Source organism: Amycolatopsis orientalis DSM 40040 = KCTC 9412 (genome assembly GCF_000478275.1).
Lineage (GTDB): Bacteria > Actinomycetota > Actinomycetes > Mycobacteriales > Pseudonocardiaceae > Amycolatopsis > Amycolatopsis orientalis.
The window spans coordinates 154599-179964 of sequence record NZ_ASJB01000051.1; the positions used below are offsets into that span (position 1 = coordinate 154599).

Annotated in this window: 25 protein-coding genes; 13 read left to right on the top strand and 12 right to left on the bottom strand. The window is 68.3% G+C overall.

Features of this window, described 5'->3' with window-relative positions:
• Positions 1-131 precede the first annotated feature (131 nt).
• On the bottom strand, positions 132-776 hold the full coding sequence (locus L324_RS17170; protein WP_044849572.1) for a TetR/AcrR family transcriptional regulator: 645 nt from the start codon (positions 774-776) through the stop codon (positions 132-134).
• Between the two features lie 127 nt (positions 777-903).
• Between L324_RS17170 and L324_RS17175 the strand changes: the two genes are divergently transcribed.
• Together L324_RS17175 and L324_RS17180 are read left to right on the top strand one after the other, a co-directional pair.
• Entirely contained in the window at positions 904-2226 is a 1323-nt protein-coding gene (locus L324_RS17175) for a GH1 family beta-glucosidase (protein WP_037309018.1), read from the top strand.
• Entirely contained in the window at positions 2219-3475 is a 1257-nt protein-coding gene (locus L324_RS17180; protein WP_037308850.1) for an MFS transporter, read from the top strand. Before L324_RS17175 ends, L324_RS17180 begins: the two co-directional genes overlap by 8 nt.
• A gap of 353 nt (positions 3476-3828) precedes the next feature.
• Here the strand turns inward: L324_RS17180 and L324_RS17185 are convergent, their stop codons facing one another.
• Together L324_RS17185 and L324_RS17190 are read right to left on the bottom strand one after the other, a co-directional pair.
• On the bottom strand, positions 3829-4254 hold the full coding sequence (locus L324_RS17185) for a hypothetical protein (protein WP_037308853.1): 426 nt from the start codon (positions 4252-4254) through the stop codon (positions 3829-3831).
• 13 nt (positions 4255-4267) lie between these two features.
• A complete protein-coding gene (locus tag L324_RS17190) occupies positions 4268-4642 on the bottom strand; it encodes a hypothetical protein (RefSeq protein WP_034309365.1) in 375 nt (124 codons plus the stop codon).
• A gap of 318 nt (positions 4643-4960) precedes the next feature.
• Here L324_RS17190 and L324_RS17195 point away from each other — a divergent pair, with 318 nt between their 5' ends.
• Together L324_RS17195 and L324_RS17200 are read left to right on the top strand one after the other, a co-directional pair.
• Positions 4961-6370, top strand: coding sequence for a helix-turn-helix transcriptional regulator (locus L324_RS17195; RefSeq protein ID WP_037308858.1), 1410 nt, complete (start codon positions 4961-4963; stop codon positions 6368-6370).
• Positions 6371-6380: 10 nt separating this feature from the next.
• Positions 6381-7268, top strand: a complete 888-nt coding sequence (locus L324_RS17200) for an aminoglycoside phosphotransferase family protein (RefSeq protein WP_037308861.1) — start codon at positions 6381-6383, stop codon at positions 7266-7268.
• Between the two features lie 214 nt (positions 7269-7482).
• Here L324_RS17200 and L324_RS17205 read toward each other — a convergent pair whose 3' ends face one another.
• From L324_RS17205 to L324_RS17230, 6 genes are all read right to left on the bottom strand, one after another.
• A complete protein-coding gene (locus tag L324_RS17205) occupies positions 7483-9564 on the bottom strand; it encodes an ATP-binding protein (protein WP_037308864.1) in 2082 nt (693 codons plus the stop codon).
• A gap of 350 nt (positions 9565-9914) precedes the next feature.
• The gene (locus tag L324_RS17210) at positions 9915-10451 is read right to left on the bottom strand and encodes a hypothetical protein (protein ID WP_051173935.1); all 537 of its coding nucleotides are present in this window, start codon (positions 10449-10451) and stop codon (positions 9915-9917) included.
• An 89-nt stretch (positions 10452-10540) separates the two neighbouring features.
• Positions 10541-11572: a CopD family protein gene (locus L324_RS17215; protein WP_037308867.1), complete on the bottom strand. Its 1032-nt coding sequence runs from the start codon at positions 11570-11572 to the stop codon at positions 10541-10543.
• Positions 11569-12132 (bottom strand): copper resistance CopC family protein, encoded by a 564-nt coding sequence (locus L324_RS17220; protein WP_037308870.1) that lies wholly within the window; start codon positions 12130-12132, stop codon positions 11569-11571. Before L324_RS17220 ends, L324_RS17215 begins: the two co-directional genes overlap by 4 nt.
• On the bottom strand, positions 12133-12897 hold the full coding sequence (locus L324_RS17225) for a YcnI family copper-binding membrane protein (protein WP_037308872.1): 765 nt from the start codon (positions 12895-12897) through the stop codon (positions 12133-12135).
• Positions 12898-12965: 68 nt separating this feature from the next.
• Positions 12966-13457 carry a hypothetical protein gene (locus tag L324_RS17230; RefSeq protein WP_152546890.1) on the bottom strand — a complete coding sequence of 164 codons (492 nt, stop codon included), beginning with the start codon at positions 13455-13457 and terminating at the stop codon, positions 12966-12968.
• 303 nt (positions 13458-13760) lie between these two features.
• On the opposite strand from L324_RS17230, the gene L324_RS17235 reads away from it, so the two are divergent.
• From L324_RS17235 to L324_RS17250, 4 genes are read left to right on the top strand one after another with little or no spacing between them, the layout of a single operon-like run.
• Entirely contained in the window at positions 13761-14408 is a 648-nt protein-coding gene (locus tag L324_RS17235) for an ABC transporter permease (RefSeq protein WP_037308875.1), read from the top strand.
• The gene (locus L324_RS17240; protein ID WP_438938457.1) at positions 14395-15579 is read left to right on the top strand and encodes an ABC transporter ATP-binding protein; all 1185 of its coding nucleotides are present in this window, start codon (positions 14395-14397) and stop codon (positions 15577-15579) included. The genes L324_RS17235 and L324_RS17240 overlap by 14 nt, the downstream gene beginning before the upstream one ends.
• Positions 15576-16352 (top strand): ABC transporter permease, encoded by a 777-nt coding sequence (locus tag L324_RS17245; protein WP_037308878.1) that lies wholly within the window; start codon positions 15576-15578, stop codon positions 16350-16352. The genes L324_RS17240 and L324_RS17245 overlap by 4 nt, the downstream gene beginning before the upstream one ends.
• Position 16353: 1 nt before the next feature.
• The gene (locus L324_RS17250; RefSeq protein ID WP_037308880.1) at positions 16354-17313 is read left to right on the top strand and encodes a glycine betaine ABC transporter substrate-binding protein; all 960 of its coding nucleotides are present in this window, start codon (positions 16354-16356) and stop codon (positions 17311-17313) included.
• Between the two features lie 89 nt (positions 17314-17402).
• Here the strand turns inward: L324_RS17250 and L324_RS17255 are convergent, their stop codons facing one another.
• Positions 17403-17867, bottom strand: a complete 465-nt coding sequence (locus L324_RS17255) for a DUF6474 family protein (RefSeq protein WP_037308883.1) — start codon at positions 17865-17867, stop codon at positions 17403-17405.
• A 54-nt stretch (positions 17868-17921) separates the two neighbouring features.
• Between L324_RS17255 and L324_RS17260 the strand changes: the two genes are divergently transcribed.
• The 3 genes from L324_RS17260 to L324_RS17270 all read left to right on the top strand — a co-directional run bounded on the left by L324_RS17260 (position 17922) and on the right by L324_RS17270 (position 21088).
• Positions 17922-19604 carry a TM0106 family RecB-like putative nuclease gene (locus tag L324_RS17260; protein ID WP_173426378.1) on the top strand — a complete coding sequence of 561 codons (1683 nt, stop codon included), beginning with the start codon at positions 17922-17924 and terminating at the stop codon, positions 19602-19604.
• A gap of 81 nt (positions 19605-19685) precedes the next feature.
• Entirely contained in the window at positions 19686-20294 is a 609-nt protein-coding gene (locus tag L324_RS17265) for a PadR family transcriptional regulator (RefSeq protein ID WP_081736376.1), read from the top strand.
• Positions 20295-20413: 119 nt separating this feature from the next.
• Complete coding sequence (locus L324_RS17270; protein ID WP_037309029.1) at positions 20414-21088, top strand: class I SAM-dependent methyltransferase; 675 nt, start codon at positions 20414-20416, stop codon at positions 21086-21088.
• A 69-nt stretch (positions 21089-21157) separates the two neighbouring features.
• On the opposite strand, the gene L324_RS17275 is transcribed toward L324_RS17270, so the two are convergent.
• A complete protein-coding gene (locus L324_RS17275) occupies positions 21158-21916 on the bottom strand; it encodes an SDR family NAD(P)-dependent oxidoreductase (protein ID WP_037308891.1) in 759 nt (252 codons plus the stop codon).
• Positions 21917-21980: 64 nt separating this feature from the next.
• Here L324_RS17275 and L324_RS17280 point away from each other — a divergent pair, with 64 nt between their 5' ends.
• Positions 21981-23387: a UDP-glucose dehydrogenase family protein gene (locus L324_RS17280; protein WP_268871920.1), complete on the top strand. Its 1407-nt coding sequence runs from the start codon at positions 21981-21983 to the stop codon at positions 23385-23387.
• 66 nt (positions 23388-23453) lie between these two features.
• Here L324_RS17280 and L324_RS17285 read toward each other — a convergent pair whose 3' ends face one another.
• Positions 23454-24032, bottom strand: a complete 579-nt coding sequence (locus L324_RS17285; RefSeq protein WP_037308894.1) for a TetR/AcrR family transcriptional regulator — start codon at positions 24030-24032, stop codon at positions 23454-23456.
• Between the two features lie 113 nt (positions 24033-24145).
• On the opposite strand from L324_RS17285, the gene L324_RS17290 reads away from it, so the two are divergent.
• Positions 24146-25366, top strand: a complete 1221-nt coding sequence (locus L324_RS17290) for an FAD-dependent monooxygenase (RefSeq protein ID WP_037308897.1) — start codon at positions 24146-24148, stop codon at positions 25364-25366.

The following is a 25366-nucleotide window of genomic DNA, read 5'->3' on the forward strand; positions in this document are numbered from 1 at the left end:
GCGACGTCCAGGCAGCGAGTCGCGAGTCCACAAGGGACAGGTACGGGCTGAAAGCGTCCTTCACCGAGTCCGACGCGACGAAAGCGTCCTTCGCCGAGTCAGATGCGGTGAAGGGCCCCTTCAGCCCCCACTCAGGCTTCCCCGAACTTGCTCGCCAAGTACCCCTTCACCACCGACTTCGCCTCCGCCACGATCCGTTCGTCCCCGCGCGGGTCACGGCGGAACGCGAGCTTCAGCAGCGCGTCGGCCGTCTCGTTGGCGATCGTCAGCGCGAACCGGATGTCGTCCGGCGGTGACGAGATCCGCGCCGAAAGCACGTCGGTGAGCGCGTCGACGATGACGGCGTTGTTGTCGCGAGTCTCGTCGAGCAGCTGGCGGTCCACGACATCGCCGAAGTGGACCTTCGAGAACCCAGGGACCTCGCGGTGCATGTCGAGGTAGATGTCGAGGATCGAGTCCACCACGTCCCACCAGTGCTCGGGCGCGAGCTGGTTGAGCGTTTCGGACACCGAGCTGACGAACCGTTCGAGGTTGCGCTGCGTCAGCGCCTGCACGACGGCGCGCTTGTCGGGGAAGAACTGGTACAGCGACCCGACGGCCACACCGGCGCGCTTCGCGATCAGCGTGGTCGTCAGTGCGTCGTAACCGAGCTCGTCGATCAGCTGGGCGCTGGCGTCGAGCATCTGCTCCACCCGCTTGGCGCTGCGCTGCTGAACGGGCTGCCGCCGGAGCGGAGTCGTCTCCGTCTGCGGTTTAGCGGCCTGGATGTCGGACACGCGGGCTCCTCCTTCGCTGATCTGCGACTTTATCGTGCCGACGGGGTTCCCCACGGTCGAGTGAAGGCATAGTATCTGAGAACTTTTCATGTTCGGTCCGAGTGTCCCGAGGAAAGGTGTGCCGCCGGTGGAGAATCCGACTTTCCCGTCCGAATTCCTGTGGGGTGTCTCGACCTCCGCCTTTCAGATCGAAGGGGCGACCGGAGAAGGTGGCCGGGGACTGTCCATTTGGGACACCTTCACCGAAACGGAAGGAAAGATCGCGCGGGCTGAGCACGCAAAGGTAGCGGCCGATCACTACCACCGCTACTCCGAGGACATCGCGCTGATGGCCGAACTCGGTGTCGGCGCCTACCGGATGTCCTTCGCCTGGCCGAGGATCCAGCCCGACGGCGACGGAAAGCCCAACGCGGAAGGCCTCGCCTTCTACGACGAACTCATCGACGAGGTCTGCGCCGCCGGTATCCGCCCGGCGGGGACGCTCTTCCACTGGGACCTCCCGCAGGCGCTCGAGGACAAGGGTGGCTGGCTCGCCCGTGACACCGCAGAGCGGTTCGGCGAATACGCCGCCATCGTGGGCGAGCGATTCTCCGATCGGGTGAAAATGTGGATCCCGCTCAACGAGCCGATGGTCATGTCGATCTTCGGATACGCGATCGGCGAGTACGCCCCCGGCAAGACCCTCTTGCTCGACGCCTTGCCCACCGCGCACTATCAGAATCTCGCGCACGGTCTCGCCGTCCAAGCGCTGCGCGCGGCGGGTGCCGGCAGCGTCGGCACGGCCAACAACCATTCGCCGATCTGGCCCGCCTCCGATTCACCGGAGGACAAGGCCGCCGGCGAATGGATCGACGCCCTCATCAACCGGACGTACGCCGATCCTGTGCTGCTGGGCCGTTATCCCGAACAGGTCGTGCCGCATCTCCCCGCCGGCTTCGCGGAGGATCTGGCCACCATCGCGCAGCCGCTCGACTTCTACGGCGTGAACTACTACGAGCCGCAGGGCGTCGCCGCGCCCGGTGAAGGCAATCCGCTGCCCTTCGAACTTCGCGCGATCGAGGGATATCCCCTGACCACCAACGATTCCCCGATCGTCCCGCATGGGTTGCGCGAACTGCTCGTCGGCTTCCAGGAGCGCTACCGCGAGCACCTCCCGCCGGTCTACATCACCGAAAACGGCTGCAGTTTCGACGACGTCGTCGCCGAAGACGGGCACGTGCACGATCAGGAGCGCATCGACTTCCTCGACAGCCACCTCGTCGCGGTCCGGGAGGCGATGGACGCCGGCGTCGACGTCCGCGGGTACTTCGTGTGGTCGCTGATGGACAACTTCGAATGGTCGAAGGGTTACCAGCCGCGGTTCGGCCTGGTGCACATCGACTACGAGACGCAGAAGCGGACGCCGAAGGATTCCTTCGACTGGTACCGGAAACTGATCAGCCATGAGTGAGGTCACGGAGCTGCCCGAGGCACTCGCCGAACCGGTCGCCAGGGTCCGCGCGGGGTGGATGAGCCTGCTGTTCTTCGCGAACATCGCGCTGTGGCTGGGGATCTACGCGCCCATCCAGGTCCTGCTGCCGAAGCAGGCCGAAATTCTGGACGCGGCCAACAAAGAGGCCGTGTTCAGCCTGGTCACCGGAATCGGCGCGGTCATCGCGCTGATCGCCAACCCCGCCGTCGGCCTGCTCTCGGACCGGACCTGTTCCGCCCGCGGCCGCCGTCATCCGTGGACGGCGGCCGGTGCGGCGGTCGCCGCTGCCGGGCTCCTCGTCCTCGCGTTCGCACCGAACATCGCGGTCATGGTGCTCGGCTGGTGCCTCGTCCAAGCGGGGCTCAACGGGATGCTCGCGATGCTGGTTTCGGCCATCGCCGACCGGGTCCCCGTGCCGCAGCGCGCGCAGGTCGGCGGGCTGGTCGGCATCGCCCAGATGCTCGGGACCGTACTCGGCGCGGTGGTCGTCGTGGTGATGCTCGAAGTCGCCGGACTACCCCTGGGCTATGCGGTCTGCGCGGCCATCGTGCTCGCGGGGGCGGCGGCCTTCATCCTCCGCACGCCGGACGCGCGGCTGCCGGCCGAGTTCCGGCCGTCCGTCCGCACCCGGGACGTGCTGGCGAACCTGTGGATCTCCCCGCGCAGGCATCCCGACTTCGCCTGGGCGTGGGGCTGCCACTTCATGATCAACCTCGGCAACGCCTTCGGAACGCTGTACCTGTTGTTCTTCCTCAAGGACGCGGTGCACTACGAAGACCCCGACACCGGCCTGCTGATCATGATGGGGCTCTACGGGGCCGCGCTGATCGTCGGCGCGCTCATCGCCGGGCATTTCTCCGACAAGTCCGGACGGCGTAAGCCGTACGTCCTGGCGGCGTCGGTCGTGATGGCGGTCGCCGCGCTGGTACTGGTCGTCTGGCAGAACTGGACGGCCGCGCTCGCGGCGTCACCGTTGCTGGGCGTCGGTTTCGGCGCGTACATGGCCGTCGCGCTGGCGATGCTCACCCAGGTGCTGCCCGCCGCGCAGGACCGGGCGAAGGACCTCGGGGTCATCAACATCGCGAACTCGCTGCCGCAGGTGGTGGCGCCGATGCTGACCGCGCCGATTCTCGCCTACCTGGGCGGCTATCCGAGCCTCTTCGCGGCTTCGGCGCTGTCCACCGTCCTCGCCGCGGTGCTGGTCACGCGGGTGAAAGCGGTCAGCTGAGCCGCGGTTCGAAGTTCTTCGTCCCGCTGAGAAGCCATCAGCGGAGTGGAGACCGCGGACCGGTGCCGGTCGGGGGAGGGGAGTGCAACGGCACCGGCCCGCGGGGTTCGGGGGATGGCAGCGGGCTCCTGACCAGGAATCGCGCTGCGTTTGTGATCATCAACTTAGCGACCGATTACTGCGTTCGCTAGGTGTTCTGCCGATAATTTTCGATTAATCGCGGTGGGGACCGGAGTGATTACCGAGAGCGTCTCGTCGCGTTCGGGGGTACGCGCGAACCGCTGCCGGCGAGGGCGAGATCGTGGCGTGGTTGCCGAGGGGGCGCTCGGACCGCCGTTCACTCGCCCGGCTTTCTAAGCGTGGACGCCGCCGATGGCCGGCCTGCGCGGGGTGACCAGCGCGTGCCTGCCGGTGGTTTCGCTCGCGCTGGCGGCGCGGGTCTGCCCGGGGAGACGCCGTCGGCTCTCCCGCCGGTGGTCCTGGGTGGCCGCCGTCTGCTGGGGGGCGAGGCCACCGGCGACCAGGTGCTCGTGCGCGACCTGCCACACCGAGCAGGGGGCCTTGCACTTGTGCCAGCGGGTCGAGCAGGTGGGGCAGTCCCCGCGCTCGTCGGGCTCGTGCGCCTGGAGCATGGCGCGCCAGCCTTCGGTAAGCCGGGGGAGCTCCGAGCGGGCGACCGACACGAGCGACTGCGCGTCGGCCCGGGTCGCGAGATCGGAGAGCATGTCGAGGCGTTCCCAAACCGCGTTGCGGAGGACTTGCCCTAGGACCTGATCCACGGAGAACTCACCGTTACCTTTCCGCCATCTTGGCGGCTTCGTTGAGCGCGGCCCTGAGCTGTCCGAGCTGGCCGGACGTCAGGCGCGCGGTCTCTCCTGGCGGCGAGACGAGAACCACCTGGTTGTCTTCGACGAACACGGTGACGGCGCGCTCGCGGCTGATGAGATCGCCGCACTGCACGCGCCAGACCAGTTGTCCGCCTTCATAACGGCGCACACTCGCGGTACGGGGGTCGACCGGGGCGGACGGGGAGACCGGACGGTTGGCACCGGGGGCGACGGCGACCGCCTGCTGACCGGCGGGGCCGGCCGCACGCAGGTGGCGCGTGGCCATACCGGGCCGTCCCGCGGTGATGGAGCCTGTTGCGATCGAGTCCACGAACTCCACTGGCTCTTCTCCGCTCTCTCGTTCCACGTCGTCTTCGTAACCGCGTATCCGCACCTGTAGGGGGTTCGGAGACTTGGTAGCTCTCTGTGATCGCTGCCGGTGGCCGGTCGGTCACGGAGATCTGACAACTACAGTGATGTGAAACCGAGTTCGATAGAAGGTCGAACCGCCGTCATAGCGGTGACCGGACGAGGTTTCACGGTAAGCGGTCAAACGACTTCTGCCGGGCCGATCACGGCGGGCATTCCGGTGTTTCGCGCGGTTGAATAGGTGTGCCTACGCTGTTTCTCGACCCCAACGGAACTGTGAGGGGGCGCAATGGACGCCAGTATCGGTGGCGGCGCTGTCGCCGGCTCGGACGCGAGTGCCAAGGGCCGCCAGAGTCACCCCGTGCCACCGGATGCCTGGGAGCAGCCGGAGATGCGAGCCGCACTGGCCACACGGGAGATCTCTTCCGTGTACCGGCTGTTGCGCAAGCACGGTGTTTCGCAGCGCCAGATCGCCGCGATGACCGGCCAGTCGCAGTCCGAGGTGTCCGAGATCCTCAAAGGTCGCCAGGTGATGGCGTACGACGTGCTCACCCGCATCGCTGACGGCCTTGGTGTCCCCAGGGGATACATGGGTCTCGCCTATGACGAGGCGACAGCGATAAAGGTCGTCGGCGCTGCCGACGGCCAGCAGGCGGAGGAGGACGAGTCCGTGAAGCGACGGAGGTTCCTCGCGCACGCCGCCCAGGTCACGATGGGTGCGGCGGTGTTCGGTCCGGAATCGGGTACGTGGTCGGCGGGGCCGGCGAAGACGCCCGCTCCCGGGCGGATCGGCATGACCGACGTCCGCCAGGTGGAAGCCGCGACCAGAGCGCTCCGGTCCCTCGACTACCAGTACGGCGGCGGTTTCTGCCGCGACGCCGTGGTCGCCCAGCTGTCCTGGGGACAGCAGATGCTCGAGTCCAGCGGCACCGAAATGGTCAAGAACCGCCTGTACGTCGCGCTGGCCGACCTGCACAGCCTCGCCGGTTGGACCTCCTTCGACACCGGTCTCATGGACTCCGCCCGTGGTCACTTCGCGAACGCGCTGGACCTGGCGAAACAGGGCGACAACCACCCGCTGGTGGCCAACGTGCTGTACCGGATGGGCCGCGTCTACCTGCACCAGGACGCGCCGAACGACGCGCTGAAACTGTTCCAGCTCGGCCAGATCGCCGCCCAGGAATCGGGCTCCGAGCTGGCGGTCGCCGTGCTCTGCGCCAACGAGGCGTGGGCCTACGCGATGATGGGCAACGAGGAGCAGGCCGTGAAGCTGCTCGGCCGGAGCAAGGACGAGTTCGCCCGCGCCAACCTGGCCGAGGCCGAGTCCTGGGTCAAGTTCTTCACCGAGACCGACGTCTACGCCATGATCGGCACCGTGCACACGGTGCTCGCCGCGAAGAACGCCGAGCACACCAAGTACGCGATCCCGGCGCTGACGAAGGCCGTCGAGTCCTACGACGACGACATGGCCCGCAGCAAGACCTTCATGCTCAGCGCACTGGCCACGAATCACCTGCTCGAAGGCGATCTCGATCATGGCTCCAAGGTGGGCTCGAAAGCCGTCGACTGCGCCGAGGGCATCAAGTCGGAGCGCGTGAAGGACCGCATGCGGCCGCTGCAGGTCGAGGCGGAGCGCCGCCGGAACAACGCCGACGCCCGTGACCTCGCCGATCGCCTCAACTCCTTCTACGCCGCCTGAGCGGACCGGATTGGACGGCCGGTTCACGCCCGGCAAACTGCACGACGCCCTGCGGCGGACGTGCGAACTGCTGGGCGTGGACGCCGAAGGCGCCCGGCTGCTGAGGTTCACCAACAACGCCGTCTACGCACTGGCGAGCGCGCCGTTCGTCGTCCGGATCGTCGGCTCCACCCAGCTACGGCATCGCGTCGGCACCGTCGTGCGGGTCGCGCGCCATCTCGAAGTGCACGGAGTGCCGGCCATCCGGTTGCTTCCCGGTATCGAACAGCCCGTCCCGGTCGGCGAACATCTCGTGACGGTGTGGTGGAAAGTGCCCTCCACCGGCCGGAAGGCCAAATCCGCGGACCTCGCCGCGCTGCTTCGCCAGGTCCACGCGCTCGAGCCGCCCGAGGGCCTCGCCGAATGGGCACCGTTCGCCGCGGTCCGGGCCAGGGTTTCGGACGCGGAGGAGCTGGCCGACGGCGACCGGCGGTTCCTGCTCGACCGCTGTGCCGAGGTCGAGGCCGCGCTCGCGACACTCGACTTCCCCCTGCCCCGGGGCCTGATCCACGGTGACGCGCACCCCGGGAATGTGATCGCGGGACCGGACGGACCGGTGCTGTGCGATTTCGATTCGTCCGGTGTCGGGCCGCCGGAATGGGACCTCACCCCGCTCGCCGTCGGCCTCGAACGGTTCGGTGATCCCCCGGCTCGCTATCGCGTGTTCGCCGAGCGGTACGGATTCGACGTGACCACCTGGTCGGGCTTCTCGGTACTGCGTGCCATCCGTGAACTGAAGCTCACGACGAGTGTCCTCCCGATTCTCCGGAGTCATCCCAGCGTGCGGGATGAGCTGCGAAAACGATTGGACGATCTCCGGTATGGGCGCACCGGCGCCCGATGGAACCGGTATCGGTGAGTCGTCCGCGAACGGTAACTTGCACGTGCATTCGCCGACGGCAAATGACCGTTCGTCGCTTGCCCGAAATCACTGATCAATGGGTGACGAATTCGGCCGCGCTAATCACTTCCATTGGATCAATGCTCCCCCAAATGTGCAACTTGCAGCTACGCTCAGTCATTTAGCGCATGGTGGTTCACCTCGTCGTTGTGCACCGATCGGTGCCGCCGGGTCACAGTTGTTCCAAACGTGTACGCAGAGCGTCGGCTTCCGGGCGGCCGAGTCCGACGAAAATCGGCAACGCCTGGTCGTAGTGGCGCCGGGCTTCCTCGGGTTCGCCTTCCGCTTCGGCGATCTCGCCGAACGCCGACAGCGCCCTGGCCACCTCGAACCTCGACCCGCTGGCCTCCATGGTGGCGCGGGCGGGTCCGAGTTCGGCCCGCGCGGCGGCGAGGTCACCGGTGGCGGTGAGAGCGCGGGCGAGTTCGATCCGGGCACGGGCCACGTTGTAGTCGTCACCGTCGAGGACGTCGCGAGCCAGGGTGAGGTCGGCGATCGCGGCTTCGGCCTGCCCGATCCGCGCGCGGGTCGCGCCGAGGTTGATCAGCGCCAGCCCGACGTCGTGCCGCCGGTCCTGCCGCTCGCTGAGCGAACGGTCCTCGGTGAACCACTCGATCGCCTCGTCGAGCCTGCCCTGCTGCAGGGCGACCAGGCCGAGCCCTTCCACGGACCGGATCTCGACGACGTGATCCCCGCCCGCCCGCGCGGCGTCGCGTCCGGCCAGATAGTGCCGGACGGCGTCGTCGTAGCGGCCGGTGCCGCGGCAGGCGGCGCCGCCGCGGTTGTGCATCAGCGCTTCGGCGGAGGAGTTGCCCCAGGCCCGTGCGCACTGGACGCCCATCTCGCTCACCCGCAGGAAGTCCGGATAGTGCTTGCGCAGCAGGAAAAGCGGCCACATCGCGGCCGCCAGTTGCCAGCCGAGCTCCGGAAGCTGCGCGTCGAGGGCCGCCTTGACCGCGGCGATGAGGTTCTCGCGCTCCAGCTCCAGCCACGCGAGTGCCTCCTCGGAGGACTCGAACCTGACCCGCGTCGCCGGGCGGTACTCGTAGTCGTACGGGATCTCGTCCTGGTCGGGCGTGGTCAGGCTCGAGGTCGCGGAAGCCGTGTACAGGTACCACTCGAGCATGCGGCGCACGGCGATCTCGCGATCGTGCTCATTGCCCGCCGTCTTCTCCTTGGCGTGCAGCCGCGCGAGGTCGTGGAAGGTGTACCGGTCGTCGCCGCGGTCGATCAGCAGCCCGACGTCGACGAGCTGGTCCAGCAGGTCGTCGGCGACCTCGGGGCGGATGCCGATCGAAGCGGCCGCGACACCGACGCCGAAGTCGGGGCCGGGGTGCAGGCCGAGCGCCGCGTACAGCGCGGCCGCGTCGGAGGGGAGCTCGTCATAGGACAGGTTGAAGCTGGCTTCCACCGATTGGGCCTCTTTCGTCGAGAGGGTAGCCAGTCGACGATATTCCTTCCCCAGCTCGGTGGCGATCTTCTCCAACGACATTTTCGGCCGTCCTGCCAGCTTCGCGCTGATCGTGGTGAGGGCGATCGGCAGGCCGCCGCACAGGTCGACGATGTCGCGCGCGTGGCCTGCTTCGGCACCGATCCGCTCGGCGCCGACCGCGCGGTCCAGCAGTTCGGCGCTGTGCGCGGAGCCGAACGGGGCCAGCTCGATCAGCTTCGCGCGATGTTCGGTCTGAAGCCTGCCCAGCCGTCGCCTCGAAGTCACGATCACGAGGCTTTTCCCGCAGGCGGGCAGCAGGGGCAGCACCTGCTCGGTCGACCCCGCGTTGTCGAGCAGCACGAGCAGGGGCCGGTCGGCGGTCGTCGAGCGGTACAGGGCGGCGAGTTCCTCGACGTCCGCGGGCAGGCCCTCCGGTGGGACGCCCAAAGCGCGCAGGAACCGGCCGAGCGCTTCGCCAGGGGAGAGCGGGCCGTTGGTGCTGAAGCCGCCGAGATCCGCCCAGAGCTGCCCGTCCGGGAACCGCTCACCGAGGCGGCGGCCCCACGCGGTCGCCAGCGCCGTCTTCCCGATGCCGCCCTGGCCGCTGATCAGGTGCACCGACGGCCGGTCGACGTCGGCGTCGTCCTGGGCCAGCAGGTTCTCGAGCCGCGTGAGTTCGGCCGCGCGGTTGGTGAAATGCGCCGGTGCGGGCGGGAGCTGACGCGGACCCGAACTCACCTGCCTGGTGAGCGGGGCCGCCGAACGCTGGCGCGGTACCACTGGCGTGCTGACTTCACCGTCACCCGGCATCGGGCTGCCCATCTACCATCCCCTTTTCGGGTTAACCCCAGCGATCGCGTAGAGCATCCCGGCGGAGGTCCGAAGAGGACAGCGAAACCGGCCAAATGCGGCCGGATGGAGCAAGGGCTGTAACAGCTATGTCGTCGGGACGAAGTGCAGATGCGCGCATTCATGAGCTACGCTCGACACGTCGGATCGGCTTGCCGGTGCGACAGCAAGGGGCTGGTACCCACTCGTTGAGAGCGTGCCGTCGTGGACGTCGCGCGAGTCGCAAGGCCAGGTGACCTGGGGCATGACCGGGAGCCTGGCCTTACGCATTCCCAGGGCCGGTCAGGTCGGCGTATCCAGCCGGACCTCGTGCACACAGCCGCTCAACGGCTGAAAGAAAGCGTCGTCGCCGGTGAGCCTGGCCCGGACCGCCCCGGCCACGACGTCGGGGATCCACAACAGCGGCTCATCCTTGCCGAAGCGGTGTTCGATGCGAAAAGCCGTCCACTTGGGCAGGTGCAGCCCGCGTGCCGGACGCTGTCGATGTCGCGCTTGTTCAGGTCGGCTTGCCGCGCCTCGGCGACGAGGGTGTCGACGCCGACGCCGTGCAGCTCGACGACCAGCCGCTGCAGGCACATCGCGCGACTGCGCTCCTGCCTCTTCGGCCGCACTGGAGTGCCGACGGTCACCACGTGCAGTTCATCGAAGTCGGCGATGCGCTTGGCGACCTCGAGCTTCTCCTGGTGATCCATCGGATACCAATGCAGCTTGCTACTACGACGGCTACCGCGAACATCCAGCATCACTTCGCGCAGCTCGGCGTGTCGGGCGACCGGCAGGACCGCAGCCGCGAGCACGTAGAAGCCTCCGAAGATGTCCTCGTGGAACGACTCGTCGGCGAAGGCCTGCGGCGGGGACATCCACTGAGCGTATGCGGCTGCCCTGACAACACTTTTCAGCGACGCGGGGCTGCCGTTCTTCCACTGGTGGAGATACCTGCGAACGGCCGCTATGTCGTCGGCACCACAGGCGCCCGCGTGAGGACGACGGCGAAACCGAACGCCAGCCCCATCACGGTCAGCTCCAGCGTCGCCCACGCGGCCAGCGCCGTCCGGTTGTGCCGGATGATCCGCGGCATCAGCTTCCAGCGAGTGTAGGCGCCGAGTCCCGCGATCACGCCGGTGCACAACAGTTTGAGCAGCACCAGTTGTCCGTACGGCGTGGTGAACAGGCCTTCCCAGAACCCGATCGACGGGTTGAGCGTGATCTCGATCAGCCCGTTGAACAGGCCGGTCGCCGCGCCGAGGAGCAGGCAGAGCGTCGCCAGTTTGGAGAACCGCGGCAGCGCGTGTGCCAGCAGTGTCCGGTTGCCGACGAGCAGCACCGCCATCGCGCCGAGCCCGCCGGTCCAGGCGACGGCGCTCATCACGTGCAGCTCCATCGAGATCATCGTGTAGTCGTGGTAGTTCCAGTTCGACGCGTGCCCGGTGACCGGCAGCGGAAGCAGCGCGAACAAGCCGAGCCCGACGCGGACCTCGGCGGGCACCTTCTCGCCGTGCTTCAGCGCGAGGATGCCGAGTCCGGCGTGCAGCAGGGCCAGCACCGCGACGATCAGCAGCGCCTTCCCCGCGCCGACGTCGGCGATGTAGCCGCCGACGTCCGACATCGACAGCGTGCTGGAGCCCGGCCGGTATTCGGCGGTCTGGAGGATCAGCGCGACGAGCGCGGTGGTCGCCCAGACCAGCGCGGCCGCGACGCTCGCGGGCCGCGCGAGCCGCATGATCGGCTCGGAGAGCTTCGGCCGGTCGTAGCCGACCAGCACCGAAAGCAGCGCCAGCCCGATGGTGGCGACCGCCGAGATGTCCAGCAATACCCGCACGATCGGGATGGCGACCGAGACCACCTCGCTGACCTGCGCGACCCCGGGCACCGGGGCGGTGGCCGTCAGCGCGACGCCGATCAGGGCGCCGACGATCCCCGCCGTCACCACGCAGAACAGGACGGCGACGCGAGCGCGCGAGGTGGTCTCGGCCTGGGTCATGACCCGCTCTTCTCCTTGTCACCGGCGCCGGTGCGCAGGGCGACGGTCAGTCCGATGGCGAGGAGCACGACGGCACCCGCGATCCACACCCAGATCGGCACCCCGGACGAGCCTTCGCCGCCGGTCGCCGGGGTTTTCGCGGCTTCCCCGCCGCCGCTCTTGGCCGCGTCCACGGTCGCCGGTGTCCCGGTACCCGCGGTGGTGACGGTGAACGGCACCTCGCCGGTCACGGCGTGCCCGTCCGCGGAGAGGATCCGGTAGCCGATCTTGTACTCGCCCGCCGGCCCGAGCGGCCGCAGCGGGACGGTCACGACGCTGTCGCGGACCTCGACCTGGCCTTCGGCCCACTGGCCGCCGCCCGGTCCGATGACCGCGATCTGGTTGACGTTCGCGTTCTGGACGTACTGGTCGAACGTGAGCGTGACCTTCGCCGGCCCGGTGGCGATCGAAGCGCCCTTCGCCGGGTCGGACGAGATCAGCACGTTGTGCGCCAGCGCCGGGGTGGCGGTGGCGAGCCACGCCACCCCGGTGATCGCCAGCGCGATGAGCGCCTTACGCATTTACTCGGTTCCCTCGGTGTTCTTGGCGGTGGCGGTGGCGCGGCGGGCGCGCAGGGTGGCCCCGGCGCCGACGCCGAGTCCGAGCGCGCCGACGGCCAGACCGGCGCCGCCGAGCCAGCGGGCGGTGTTGTCGGACGACGACGAAGCGTGCGACTCCTCGGCGGCCTTCGCGTTGGAGCCGTGTCCGCCGCCGTGCCCGTCACCGCTCTTCTCGGCGAGCTTCACGCTCGGCGCGGGGTGCTCCGGCTCCTCGCCCGAAGCCGGGGTCGGCTGGTCCCAGTTGACGACCTTGCCGTTCTCGTAGGTCTGGGTGGCCGGGAACTCCAGCGCGTCGATGGTGGTGGGGAACTGGCCCGCGCTGATCTGGAACTCCTGGAACTCGCTCGAACCGGCGGCGATCTTGGTGCCGGGCTCGGCGGTCCAGGACACCTTGGTCACGGCCTCGGTGATCTGTGTGCCGGACGCGGTGGTCACCGGGGCGGGCAGCTTCGACTTGACGACTTCGGCCTTCCAGCCGGGGATCGGCTTGGTACGCACCGAGCTGAGCGCGTACTCGGGCTTGATGGTGACCTCGACCTTGACCGTGCCGGCGTCCTTCTCCTCGTTGGGGACGCGGAAGAAGATCGACCCGTAGCCGCCCTTCTCGGGCTGGGGGCCGTAGACGTTGGCGGTGACGTGGGCCGAGGCGATCCCGGCCGAAAGCAGACCGGTGATACCGACGGTGGCGGCCAGGAAACCGGCGCGCTTGAAGACGTGCTTGGACACGAATACTCCTGAACAGGATCGAACGGCGGGTTCGGGGACCTCGCCGGATTACGGGGGATGAGCCGGATTCAGGAGAAGAGCGGTGGACCGCGCCTGCCGTGGACCCGGCGAAGGTCCACGCGGACGAGGTGACCGGGGCCGGCCGGACGGCCGAGTACCGGGGCCGTCGGACGGGCGGGAACGGGAAGCGCGCCGAGGATGAACGGGACCAGCGCGCGCAGGCAGGCGAGGACGCCGAGCAGCAGTCCGTCGGCCTTGGCAAGCAGCAGCGCGGTGACCAGCGTCGCCACGACGTGGGCCACGGTCATCGCGAGCCCGCCCGAGGCGGGTGCGGGAGCGTTGTGGGCGAGTTCGTGGCTGCTCAGGGAGCTGAGCACGAGATGCATCACGACCTGGCCGGCGCCGAGGTCGATGATCGTGGCCACCGGTCCCCGCGCCTTGGCGGCGAGCGCGGCGGCGTTCCAGCCGATGAGCACGGTGAGCAACAGCGTCATCGCCGTATCGGGTACTTCACCGTCCCCGAGGACGTGCGCGGTCACGGCCAGTGCCGCGGAACTCACCCCGAGCAAGCCACCACGCACAGCGCGTAACGCGCCTCGGCGATGACTTCCCTTGCTCACGGGGTGAAGCGTATGCGACGTGCGGCGGAGCGGTCGACGTCCTCCCGGCTGGTGAGCGGTGGGAAAGTGGCCGCCGGATCGACGCGTGCGGTTGCCGCTTTACGCCGAATGGGGAACTGTTGGCTGCAAAGAAGCGGTAAACCGGGGTTTGACCGCGCGGGTTTTGGGTAGTCAGGCTCCCGATACAGCTACTCCGAATGGGTGAGCACTCTCACTCAGAGGCGGCGGGAGAACCAGCACGCGATGAACCTCTTCGAGTACATCTCGGATCGGTGGGACAGACTCGCCCTCCAAGGGCTTCTCCACGTCAGCGCGGTCGTGCAGTGCACGATCATCGCCGCCGTCCTGGGCGTGGTGATCGGGGTCGCCGTCTACCGCAGCCCGATCGGGTCGGCCGTGGCCACGGCGCTGGCGAGCACGATCCTCACCGTCCCCTCCTTCGCCCTCTTGGGCCTGCTCATCCCGGTCTTCGGCCTGGGGGTGAACACCACCGTCATCGCACTCGTGCTCTACGCGCTGCTGCCGATCGTGCGGAACACGATCGTCGGGCTGGGCGGCGTCGATCCGGCGGTCAGTGACGCGGCGCGCGGCATCGGCATGAGCCGGTTCGGCGTGCTGACCAGGGTGGAGCTGCGGCTCGCCTGGCCGGCCATTCTCACCGGTATGCGGGTCGCGACGCAGATGCTGATGGGCATCGCGGTCATCGCGGCCTACGCGAAGGGCCCAGGCCTCGGTTCGGAGGTCTTCTCCGGCCTCACCAACGCGGGGAGCACGAACTCCCTCAACCAGGCGCTGACCGGGACGCTCGGTGTGGTCGTCCTCGCGCTGGTCCTCGACGCCGTTTACGTCCTGATCAACCGTTTGACCGTCTCAAGGGGTGTCCGTGGCTGAGCACGCTGAAACCGTATCCGGCGTCGAAATCGAGCTGGAGAACGTCACGAAGCGTTACCCCGGCACCCGTGAGCCCGCGGTCGACGACTTCTCGATGGTGGTGCCCGCGGGCAAGATCGTGGTCTTCGTCGGCCCGTCCGGCTGCGGCAAGACCACGACGATGCGGATGATCAACCGGCTGATCGAGCCGACGTCCGGCCGGATCACCATCGGCGGCGACGACGCGTTGAAGCTCGACGTCGACACCTTGCGCCGTCGCATCGGCTACGCGATCCAGCAGGCCGGGCTGTTCCCGCATTTCACCGTCGCGCAGAACATCGCGGTGGTGCCCGGACTGCTCGGCTGGAACAAGAAGAAGGTCAACGACCGGGTCGAGGAGATGATGGACCTGGTCGGTCTCGATCCGGCCGACTTCCGCGACCGCTTCCCACGTCAGCTCTCCGGTGGGCAGCAGCAGCGCGTCGGCGTCGCGCGGGCGCTCGCGGCCGACCCGCCGGTCCTGCTGATGGACGAACCGTTCGGCGCGGTCGACCCGATCACCCGCGGCAACCTGCAGGACGAACTGCTGCGCCTGCAGACCGAACTGAAGAAGACGATCGTCTTCGTCACCCACGACTTCGACGAGGCCGTGAAGCTCGGCGACAAGATCGCGGTGCTCGGCGACCAGTCGAAGATCCTCCAGTACGACACCCCGGACGCGATCCTCGCGAACCCGGCCGACGACACGGTCGCCGGTTTCGTCGGCGCCGGTGCCTCGCTGAAGCAGCTGACGCTGCTGCGGGTCCGCGACGTCGAGCTGAAGCAGGACGCGCTGACGGCGACCGTGAGCGAATCGCCGTCGGCCGTACGGGAGAAGCTGACTCAGCAGCGCAAGCATTTCGTACTGGTGCTCGACCAGCGCCGCCGTCCGATGCGGTGGGTCCACGTGCGCGACCTGACCAAGGCGACGTCGCTGTCCACCGCGGGCAAACCGCTGCGCGACTACGTCAGTCTCCAGTCGACGCTGCAGGACGCGCTCGAGGCGATGCTCGCCGAGGGCGGCAGCGTCCCGGTGACCGGCGCGCGCGGCGAGTACGCCGGGACGATCGAGCTCGACACCGTCATCTCGACGATCCAGCAACTGCGCGAGGAGCACGCGGACGACAACCCGGCGGAAGGGGTGACCGCATGACGGCCGTCGATACCGGGTTCTCCACCGAATCCTCGTCGAGAGGCGCCGAACGGGTCCGGCTGTTCGCCCAGCCCGCGGCGGTGCTGCTGATCGTCGCCGGGGTGCTGATCTGGGTCTTCGCCAGTGATCTGACGGCGACGGAGAAGGAGACGCTCAACGCCGCCGGGCTGCTCGCGGCGCTGCGCGACCATCTCGCGATGACCATCGTGGTCACCGCGATCGTGGTCGCCGTCGCGGTACCGCTCGGGGTGCTCGTGACGCGGCCTTGGGCGAGGTGGGCGGCGCCGGTGTTCCTGGCGGTCGCGAACATCGGCCAGGCCGCGCCCGCGCTCGGCGTCTTGGTGCTGTGGTTCATCGTCACCGGTGCGACCGGCGGACTGTGGGTCGCGGCGCTGCCGCTGGCGTTCTACTCGCTGCTTCCGGTGCTGCGGAACACGATGGTCGGCCTGCAGCAGATCGACCCCGCGTTGATCGACGCCGGCCGCGGTATCGGCATGTCGGCCACCGGGGTGCTGTGGCGGGTCGAGTTCCCGCTGGCCATCCCGCTGATCCTGGCGGGCCTGCGGACCTCGCTGGTGCTGGCCGTCGGCACGGCGACGTTCGGCATGTTCGTCAACGCCGGCGGCTTCGGCCTGCTCATCGACACCGGCTACAAGCTCAACCTGACGAAGGTGCTGATCACCGGCTCGGTGCTCGCCGTCGCGCTGGCACTGCTGGTGGACTGGCTGGGCGCGGTCGCGGAACAGTTCTTCGGACCGAAGGGACTCCGCTGACATGCGACTGAAAGCGATTCTCGGTGCGGTCCTGTTGTGCGGCACGCTTTCCGCGTGCGGGCTCGAGGTCAACACCGCGCTGCCCTACAAGATCGAACCCGGCTCGATCCAGCCCATCCCGTCGCTCAAGGGCGTCGAGGTGACGGTGGGCTCCAAGGACTTCACCGAGAACATCATTCTGGGCTATATGGCCGAAATGGCGCTTTCCGCGGCGGGCGCGGACGTCATCGACCTGACCGACATCAAGGGCTCGAACTCGTCGCGCCAGGCGTTGCTCACCGGCCAGACCGACGTCGCCTGGGAGTACACCGGCACTGGCTGGATCAACTACCAGGGCAACGAACTCCCCGTCCCCGGCGGCGAAAAGGCGCAGTACGAAGCCACGAAGGCGGCCGACGAGGCGAAGTTCGGTATCACCTGGCTGAACTACTCGCCGCTGAACGACCAGTACGGCTTCGCGGTCACCGAGGCCTACGGGGCGGCGAACAACCTGAAGACGACGTCGGATCTGGCGGCGTTCCTGAAGGGGAAGCCCGACCAGAACGTGTTCTGCCTGGAGACCGAGTTCACCAGCCGTCAGGACGGTTTCCCCGCCGCCGTGCGGGCGTACGGGTTCCAGAACCCGGTGATCAAGAACTTCGGCATCGGCACGATCTACTCGGCCGTGGCGAGCGGGACCTGCCCGATCGGCGAGATCTTCACGACCGACGGCCGTATCGCCGGGCTCAACCTGCGCGTCCTCGAAGACGACAAGAAGGCGTTCCCGCAGTACAACGCCGTGGCGACGCTGCGGACGGAGTTCCTGAACCAGCACCCGGAGCTGCGCGGCCCGCTCGAAGCCGTCAGCGCGGCCATCGACAACGAGCAGATGATCGAACTGTGCAAACAGGTCGACGTCGACGGCCGTGACCAGGGCGAGGTCGCCTACGAATGGATGAAGAAAAAGGGCTTCATCTCCTAGGCGGGAGCTGAAGGGGACTTTCCCCGCATCCCACGCGGTGAAGGGAGCTTTCCTCGCATCTCATGCGGGGAAAGCTCCCTTCAGCTCGCTCAGACCCCCAACCGGTGCAGCAGCTTCCCCTCCAGCTGGTCCAGCTCCCCGGCCACGGCCCGGTGCGCCGCCTTGCGCCGTGCGGCGGGCATCCGCTCCGAAGCACGAACGGTCGCCGAAAGCTGCTCCAGTGTCCCCTGAGTGTCCTTCGCGAAGGCCACGTCGGCGTCTGTCGCCTTCGCGGACTTCTTCAGCTCCGCGAGTCCCTGCGTCAACCCCGCGATCCGCGCGTGCAGTGCGGCACCGCGTCCGCTGTACTCGCCGAGCTGGTCGACGGCGACTCCGAGCTTCTTCGCCTGGTAACGGTCGTATAGCTCTCGTGCGGCACCCGCCGCACGAACGGCGTACGGCGCGATCACCGGCAGTACGGCCGGTCCGAGCACTTTGGCCACCGCGACGGCGTTTTTCGCCTTCTTCGGGGTGAACCTGCCTTCGCCCTCGACGGCTTTGGCCTTGCGCGCCATGGCACCTCCCACGCTGTGTCACAGACGAACTTACTGGTCCCCGAAGTGGCGGGCATGTCGGCTTGCCGGTCGCCTTCTAGAGTGTTGTCTGTGAGTAACGAGGTGCTACTGGACGCGGGAGCGGTGAGCCGCTGCCGGCGTCGCGTGCACCTTGAACACGATCCGGCGATGCGCGAGGTCCCGCTCGCCCCGCCCGACCCCGCCGCACAGCAGCGGATCGCCGACGCGGCAGCGCATCGCGAGGCCATCGTGCGGCGGTTGATGGACGCGACCGGCCCGGACGCGGGCTGGGTCAAGATCGCTCGCGACCTCCCGGCCGCCGAGCGCGTGCAGCTCACCGAAGAGGCCTTCGCCGCCGAAGCGCGCTACATCTGGGGCGCGCTGCTGCCGGTGGACCGCGCGGGTCACCGGCGTGGCGGCTCCGAACTCCTGGTCCACACGGGCGCGGGGTACGTGCCGGTGCTGGTCGTGCGGCACCGCATCACCGATCGCGGCTCGGGCGCGCCGACCACGGTGATGACCGACCTCGACCCGGCGCGCCGGCTGCCCGACCCGGCGCGAAAGGTCCGGTCGCAACCGCGCGACCAGATGCGGCTCGCGCACCTCTATCGGATGCTCGAAGCGCTCGGGAAGCACGAAGGGCACCGCGCCATCGGCGGCGTCATCGGGCTCGACGCGGACGTCGTCGTCTGGCACGACCTGTCCGCCGGCACCTGGCCGGGCGGGAAAAGCGCGCTGACGGAGTACCAGAGCCGCTTCGCCGACAGGCTCGCCATCGCGAGCGCGGCCGCCGAAGGCGAGGAGCCGCTCGCCGAGCCGTCCCGCGTCCTCGAATGCCGTCGCTGTCCCTGGTGGCCGACGTGCGAGGTCGTGCTCACCGAAACCCGCGACGTCAGCCTGGTCGTCCGCGGCGAGGACGCGATGGAACTCCGCCGCGCCGGGGTGTCCACAGTGGACAAGCTGGCCGCCCTCGATCCGGCCGACGAGCCCCCGCCGATGAACTGGACCGGCGGTACCTTCGCCGACGCGATCATCCTCGCGCGTGCCTGGCTCGCCGATCTCACGATGGTGCGCAAGGTCGACCGCATCGAGGTCTCCCGCGGCGACGTCGAGGTCGACGTCGACATGGAGAGCTTCGGTGATTCGGGTGCCTACCTGTGGGGTTCGCTGCTGACCGGTGCCGACATCGGGATGGAGCAGGGCTACCGGGCCTTCGCGACCTGGGAGCCGCTGCCGACCGCGGACGAGGCGCGGTCGTTCGCGGAGTTCTGGGCCTGGTTCAAGGAAGTCCGCGAACGCACCCTCGCGGCCGGGCTGACCTTCCGCGCCTACTGCTACAACGCGCTCGCCGAGAACCGCTGGCTCTTCGGCTCCGCGGACCGGTTCGGCGACTACCCCGGCGTCCCCACGAAGGCGGAGATCGCGTCCTTTGTGGACTCCGGGGAGTGGATCGATCTCTTCCGCAGCGTCACCGACCAGTTCCTGTGCTCGCACGGCAAGGGGCTCAAGGTGATCGCCCCGGTCGCCGGCTTCGCCTGGCGCGATCCCGAGGCGGGCGGCGAGGCGTCGATGAGCTGGTACCGCGACGCCGTCGGCATGGACGGCGGTGTCCCGGACGACGTCCAGCGCGAGCGCCTGCTGCGCTACAACGAGGACGACGTCCTGGCCACGCACGCGCTGCGGAACTGGATGACCGACCACGCGCAGACCTCCGTGCCGTACATGAACGACCTCTGATCTCCCGGCGGCCGGGAGACTTGCGATCAAGCTCGTCCGTCCGAATACTCGCTTACGAGTATTCGTAGGCGAGGAGGCGTGGTGAAGCGACGGAAGGTCGGGAATCTGCTGGCGCTGGCGATCCTGTCCACGCTGAACGAGCGCCCGATGCATCCGTACGAAATGGCCTCGGTCCTGAAGGCTCGCGGCAAGGACCGCGACATGGGGATCAAATGGGGTTCCTTCTACACGGTCGTCGGCAACCTGCGGAAACACGGCTTCATCGAGACCGTCGAGAGCGGTCGCGAGGGTGCCCGTCCGGAGCGCACGGTGTATCGGATCACCGACGCCGGCCGTGACGAAATGCTCGACTGGCTGCGCGAGCTGCTCGCCGAACTCGCGCCGGAGGAACCGAAGTTCGTCGCCGGACTGTCGGTGCTCGGGTGGCTCGGACCGGACGAGGTGATCGCCCTGTTCCGCACCCGGCTGGCGGCGCTCGACGACGAGATCGCCTCGACACGGGCCGAATTGGCGCGGCTCCTGGAGGAGATTCCGCGACTGGTGCTGCTCGAGGTCGAGTACCACCTGGCGATCCGCGTGGCGGAGGCGGACTGGGTCCGCTCGGTCCTCGAAGAACTGACTTCCGGCTCGATGCCCGGTCTCGCCGAATGGCGGGCCCTGGTGACGGAAAGGGGGAGCACCCGCAGTTGAAAGGGCCCCGGAGGGGTGTTGCAGCACCTCTCCGGGGCGACGATCCCGCAACCGGAACCCGGCCACGAGAAGGCATCTTGAGGATAGCCGGGCTCCGGGCACACCAACCTGGAGTGACCATGTCGAACATCAAGGACAGAAAACGGTTCAAGCTCATCCCGGAGATGGGCGGCGCGCTGGCACGGAACTACGCCCGGCAGCGCGGCACGGAACCGCAGCTCGAACTCTGGCGGCGGCAGGCGCGCGAACTCACCGCGGACCTGCCGGAAGGCGCGAAGATCCTGGAGGTCGCCTTCGGCCCCGGCTACTTCGCCGTCGAACTGGCGCGGCTCGGGTTCTCCGTCACCGGCCTCGACGTCGCACCGACGTTCGTCGAGATCGCGAGTGACTACGCGCGGGCTCAGGGCGTCGACGTCGAGTTCCGCGAGGGCGACGTTTCACGGATGCCGTTCGACGACGAGTCGTTCGATTTCGTCGTCTGCCAGGCCGCGTTCAAGAACTTCGTGTGGCCGGTGAAGGCGCTCGACGAGATGCACCGCGTGCTGCGTCCGGGTGGGACGGCCGTGGTGCAGGACATGAACCGGGACGCGACCGACGGTGACATCGTGCGCGAGGTCGAGAGCATGAAGCTCGGCAAACTGGCCGCTTTGACGACCCGGCAGACGCTCGGTCAGCTGCGGCGGCGTGCCTACACGCCGGTCGATTTCGGCGGGCTGGTCGCCGAAACCGCGTTCCGGACGGGCGAGATCACCACCGCCGGAATCGGATTGGACGTCCGGCTCACCCGCCCCTGACGTGCCATGAAAGGTCCTTTCCTTGCGAAATTTGCAAGGAAAGGACCTTTCCTGGCGCGCGGAGGAGGCTCAGCGAGGGGCCATGCGCAGCGAGCCGTCCATCCGGACGACCTCGCCGTTCAGGTAGTCGTGGTCGATCAGCGACAGCGCGAGCTGCGCGTACTCGTCCGGCCGCGCGAGCCGCTTCGGGAACGGAACGCCTTCGGCCAGCGAAGCGCGGAACTCCTCACTCACCGTCGCCAGCATCGGGGTGTCGACGATGCCCGGCGCGATGGTCAGCACCCGGATCCCGTGCGACGCGAGGTCACGCGCGGCGGGCAGGGTCATCCCGACGATGCCGCCCTTGGACGACGAGTACGCCACCTGCCCGATCTGGCCGTCGAAGGCGGCGATCGACGCGGTGTTGATGATGACGCCGCGCGCGTTGTCGGCGAGCGGTTCCGTCTTCGCGATGGCCTCGGCGGCCAGTGTGAGCACGTTGAAGGAGCCGATCAGGTTGATCTGGACGACCTTCGCGTACAGGGCGAGGTCGTGCGGTCCCTTCTTCGACAGGATTCGCGCGGACGGCCCGATCCCGGCGCAGTTCACCACGGTCCGCAGCGGCACCCCGGACTCGGCGGCGGTCGCGACGGCGGCGCGCACCTGCTCCGGGTCGGTCACGTCGGCCTCGACGTAAGTGATGCCCTCGACCTGGTCGGCGCCCTCGATGGCACCGGCGAGGTCCAGCGCGAAGACCCGCGCGCCCTTCGCCGCGAGCGCCTTCGCGGTCGCACCGCCGAGCCCGGACGCGCCACCCGTGACGAGCGCCGCGGTGTCGGTGATCTGCATGTTCTCCCTTTCGTCGACAACCGTTCATAGGTTAACGCTCGTTCGCATAAGTGGAGCGCGTGTGATGGCTCACGCCGGTGCGCAGCATGTCGTGAGGAGTATTCGGACCCGAAGCATTCCGTTCTCTCGGAGGTCAACTGCGGCTGTCACCTTCAGCAGCATGAGCGCTGCTCGGATCGTGGTGGTGGGGACCGGTTACGTCGGATTGACCACGGGGGCCTGCCTGGCCGGCCTGGGGCATCGAGTCACTTGCGTCGATGTCGACCAGGCGAAGGTCGCAAGGCTCTCCGCCGGACGGGTGGACATCCTGGAGCCGGGATTGTCCGAGCTGGTGTCGAGGGGGCTGACCAGCGGAAGACTCAACTTCGTGGTCGGCGCGCGCGACGCGGTCCGCGACGCGGAGGCCGTCTTCCTCTGCGTGCCCACGCCGATGGGCGCGGGCGGCTCGGCCGATCTGCGCGCGGTCGAAGCGGTGACCACCGAAATCGGTGACGTCATCCCCGCGGGTTGTGCGCTGATCACCAAATCCACCGTGCCGGTGGGCACGTCGAAGCGCATCCAAGCGATGCTCGGCCGCACGGACGTGCCGGTCGTGTCCAATCCGGAGTTCCTGCGCGAGGGCACCGCGGTCGAGGACTTCCTCGGCCCGGACCGGATCGTCGTCGGTTCCGACGACGTCGCGGCCGCCCGCTGGGTCGGCGATCTCTACGCCGACCTCGCCGCCCCGGTCGTCGTCGCCGACGCGGCCAGCGCGGAACTGGTGAAGTACGCGGCGAACTGCTTCCTCGCGATGAAACTGTCCTATGTGAACTCGATCGCCGAACTGTGCGAACGCCTCGGCGCGGACATCGACCTGGTCACCGAAGGCATGGGTTACGACCGGCGCATCGGGCGTTCGTTCCTCAAACCCGGTCCGGGCTGGGGTGGCTCGTGCCTGCCGAAGGACACCAGCGCGCTGGTCAGGGTCGCAGAGTCCGTGCAGTACGACTTCACGCTGCTCACCTCGGCGATCGAGGAGAACATCGCGCAGCGGGACCGGATCGTCGCGAAGATCGCCGGCGCGGTCGGCGGGACACTGGCCGGTTCGCGGATCGGCCTCCTCGGCCTGGCGTTCAAGGCCGGGACGAACGACCTGCGCGATTCGCCCGCGCTCGCGGTCGCCTCGGTGCTGGGCGCGCTGGGTGCGGAACTGACCGCCTACGACCCGGCCATCGGCGGTCAGCTCGCCGGGATGACCGTGGTCGACGACCCGTACCAGGTCGCGAAGGCGGCCGACGCCGTCGTCGTGCTGACGGAATGGGACGAGTTCAAGCGGCTCGACTGGCACTACATGGCCGAGCAGATGGACGGCGACTCGGTCGTCGACACGCGCAATCTCCTTGAACCGCGCCAGATTCTCGACGCTGGCCTTTCTTGGCAGGGTGTCGGACGGCCGCGGGCGGCGCTGCGGCGGAAGGTCGCCGTCTCCTGACCTGCCTGCCTCCCGCGGGTGTGTCATGAGGGTCCCCATAGGACGAATTTCGTCCTATGGGACCCCTCATGACACGAGGGAGACGAGCGTCATCAGCCCATCCACGACCTCGTCGGCCGTCGGGGCGTTCTCCGGGTCGAGCATGTGCTGCAGCATCACGCCCGAATTCAGGGCCGTGGCGACCGCGCCGATCCGGCGCTCGTCCGCCTCGGTGAGGCTGTCCTCGTCGATCCCCAGCACACCCGCCGCCATCCCGCGGCGGCCTTCACGCTGGGCGGCGGCGAGCTGTTTCCGCAGTTCAGGGTGATGTTCGGATTGCACGAACGCCTCGATCGAGGCGATCCACAGCTGCCGGTTGCGGCCGTAGGAGTCGATCATCGCGCGCCAGGACGCCCGGTACTGCTCGGACGGCGAGGCGTCCGGGTCGACAGCGCTCTTCATCTCCTCCAGAACCTCTTTGCCCCAGTGGTCCATCGCCTCGGAGAACGCCGTCAGCAGCAGGGCTTCCCGCGACCCGAAGTGGTAGCCGATCGCCGCGTGGCTGACCCCGGCCGCCGCCGCGATGTCCCGCACCGTCGTGCGTGACCAGCCCTTTTCCTTCAAGCACTGGATGGCGCCCGCCATCAGGTCCTCGCGATTACCCATGCCCGAGATCCTAGACCACCCGGTTTATCCATTTGGTTTAACCATATGGCTTGACCAAGCGTGCAAATCTGCCGTACGGTCACTCCCATCACCCAGAACCCCAAGGAGCAGCCATGACGACCACCGTTCTGATCTCCGGCGCCGGCATCGCGGGACCGGCCCTCGCCTTCTGGCTGCGGGAGCGCGGTTTCGTGCCGACGGTCGTGGAGCGCGCCCCGGCCCTGCGTGAAGGGGGCAGCGCGGTCGACTTCCGGGGTGAGCAGATGACCCTGCTGAAGCGCATGGGCATCCTCGAGGACATCCGCGCGAAGGAAACCGCGATGGGCTCGCAGGTCGTCGTCGACACCCGGGGCAAGAAGGTCGCCGAGATGCCGTCGGTGTTCTTCAGCGGCGAAGTCGAGATCGAACGCGGAGACCTGACGCGCATCCTCTACGACCACACGAAAAACGACGTCGAGTACGTCTTCGGCGACTGGATCACCGGTCTGGACGAGCTCGCGGACGGTGTCGACGTCACCTTCGCCCACGGCGAGAAGCGCAGATTCGACCTGGTCGTCGGCGCGGACGGACTGCACTCGGGTGTCCGTCGCCTGGCCTTCGGTGAGGAGGAGCGGTTCCGCACGGATCTCGGCTTCCACACCGCGGGCTTCACCGCGCCCAACCACCTCGACCTCGACCACCTCGGCCAGATCTGCAGCGTCCCCGGCCGGACGGTGATGGTCGCCAGCGGCCGGGACCGTTCGGTCCTCAACGTCAGCTTCGTCTTCGCGTCGGGACCGCTGGAGGTGCATCGGCGCGACATCGAGGCACAGAAGAAGGTCCTCGTCGAGCGCTACGCCGACTTCGGCTGGGAAGCTCCGGCGCTCTTGGAAGGGCTCGCCGACGTCGAGGTGCTGTACTTCGACTCGCTCAGCCAGATCCACCTCGACAAGTGGTCGCAGGGCAGGGTCGTGCTGCTCGGCGACGCGGCTTGGTGCGCCGGTCCGGGCGGTTCGGGCACCGGGCTCGCGATGATGGGGGCGTACATCCTGGCGGGAGAACTCGCCGCCGCGCGTGGAGACCACGAGGTCGCCTTCGCACGCTACGAAGAGAAATTGCGCGGTCCGGTGAAGGTTTCGCAGAAGCAGGCGGCCGGGATCGGCACGTTCCTCGCGCCGAAGACCCGGTTCATGGTCGGCTACCGGAACTTCCTGTACCGGGTGCTGGGTTCGAAGCCGATGACGAAGGTGTTCACCTGGATCACTTCGCGGGCGGCGAACGCCGCGACGCTCGAAAACTACGACACCCCGGTCACCGCGCGGGGACAGCTTCACCTTCCGGGACTGAAAAAGTAG